At 40.9% G+C, this 1,884-nt stretch carries 2 protein-coding genes and 1 pseudogene; all 3 read right to left on the bottom strand.

The window, feature by feature from the left end; translation table 11 throughout:
* Window positions 1-39: 39 nt before the first annotated feature.
* On the bottom strand, window positions 40-513 hold the full coding sequence (locus tag FC652_RS19630; protein ID WP_011150330.1) for a GNAT family N-acetyltransferase: 474 nt from the start codon (window positions 511-513) through the stop codon (window positions 40-42).
* A 39-nt stretch (window positions 514-552) separates the two neighbouring features.
* Window positions 553-655, bottom strand: a pseudogene (locus FC652_RS20885) (DUF3265 domain-containing protein).
* A gap of 508 nt (window positions 656-1,163) precedes the next feature.
* Window positions 1,164-1,625 (bottom strand): hypothetical protein, encoded by a 462-nt coding sequence (locus tag FC652_RS19620; protein WP_069541591.1) that lies wholly within the window; start codon window positions 1,623-1,625, stop codon window positions 1,164-1,166.
* Window positions 1,626-1,884: the final 259 nt, after the last annotated feature.

The raw sequence follows: 1,884 nt of genomic DNA, 5'->3' as shown, positions 1-1,884 counted from the left end.
AAAAATGCCACGCGGCATGAATCCCACTTGAACGCCTTGTTAGGTTAATCGTTTTTCTGCTAATTGCCCGCGCTCACCAATATCACCTACATCAGTCCAACCATGCTTATGATAAAAACTAACTGCTTGTAAATTTGCTGGTATGTAGCGCAGTTGCGCATACGCACATTGCTCGTGTTTGAACTGAGCAAATATAAAGCCTTCTAGCTCACTACCTAAACCTTTGTTGCGAAATTCTGGTAACAAATACAGCAAGTTAATGTAGCCAAACTTCACTCCTTGCTCATCCAACAAGCCATTTCTGAATTCTATTTGACCGATAACCTTATTGTTTTTGAAAACATGATAAAAGCCAGAATTGTCAAATGTATTTAGCCTTGTAAACCACGCTTTAGTCTCGCCGACATTAAAGCTAGCGTCATCTCCAAAACTTACGAGATGTGCATCACGACGAAATTGAATACACAAATCGAGAGTACCGTCCGTTTCGAGATTTACGGGGACAAATTCCATTTATACTCCCTACGTTGAATAGATTAACCTAACGCCCTGTTAAGGGGTGAGCAACGCAATACCGAAGTCGCCGCATACCACCCTAAACACTAAAACCAACGCATAGTGAAAATGCCACGCGTTGCGAATCCCTCTTGAACAGTTTGTTATGTACGTGTTATAGGACTTTGTAGCAGCCCCGACTAACTTTATGGAAAATGTGATAACGACCAGAGAAAGGGTCTTCATTTGAGTGATTGACACAGAAGTCACTAGGTAAAATACTCCCCTTTGGTACTTCTGGATACATGGACTGTACAGCCTCAATGATTTCTGATGTTGTAACCTGTTGGTTTTGCATGAATGAAACCTTTACAGCATTTTTAATTTTATCTTTTCTATCCACTATGTTTAGCCTCTCCTTCTTCGTGAAATAACATCAACCCCTTACTCTAGGAACCTTGATGCACCTTCTCAATTTTACACATCAATAACCACCTGAAATATTGTCTATTCTACACAACTTAGATGACAAAAAGCGTAAAAGTACATAACGCCCAATTAAGGGGTGAACAACGCCTCCACCCAAACCTAAAGCATTGTGCCATAAACACTAAAACTGAAGTAGAAGCAAAAGTGCCAAGCGTTGTGAATCCCTCTTAAATTGCTTGTTAGCTTTGGCACAAATGAGGGCTGAGATTTATTGAGTCTATTGGAGGCATGCTATCAACTTGATGATATCCCCAGAAGGTTAGTAGTAATGCCATAACCGGACCCAAAATACAGATACCTGACTTGAAGTACGCTGCAGTACCTCTTTTAACTGCTGTCAGTTTATACACCTTCATTGATTTTGGAGGAAAACGCCCTTCCTTCAACCCCTTTATCCCGATCGGAAGCATAAACGCAAGCACGACAAAAAGAGAAAATGGCAAACCAACAAACACTAAATGCCACACATAATCGGCACCATTTAACCCCAGAAATTCATAGCAGTGCGGTCGCTCGACAAAATCTGTCACTAAAGGAAGAAACAAAAACTTATGAAATGCAATTACTGCCAAACCCAATATGGTGAATACTGAAAATCGAACTACTTTCTCTTTTTTTGTATACTCGTCAGCATATTCCATATACAAATTTCCCTTGAAAAGCTAACGCCGCGTTAAGGGGCGCAGGCACGCAATACAAAAGTGGCCGCATAGCACCTTAACCACTAAACCCCAGGGCGGGATCGCACTTTGTTAACAAATATGATCTAATTGTGCCAAACCCTCAGCAGCACAGTCATTTTGAACCTTATTGAACACTTATCTGTTGTAGAAGATACTCGCTCGGACATCAACCAAAAACACGACCTTATCGATGTTATGTTCCTTGTTATTAGCGCTA

This window comes from Vibrio sp. 05-20-BW147 (assembly GCF_013369385.1).
Lineage (GTDB): Bacteria > Pseudomonadota > Gammaproteobacteria > Enterobacterales > Vibrionaceae > Vibrio > Vibrio floridensis.
This window is presented reverse-complemented; position numbering and strand designations above follow the sequence as displayed.

Excerpts from the sequence above, each read along its gene's own strand:
- FC652_RS19620 (WP_069541591.1), bottom strand. The coding sequence starts at position 1,625 with ATGGAATATGCTGACGAGTATACAAAAAAAGAGAAAGTAGTTCGATTT.
- FC652_RS19630 (WP_011150330.1), bottom strand. The coding sequence starts at position 513 with ATGGAATTTGTCCCCGTAAATCTCGAAACGGACGGTACTCTCGATTTG.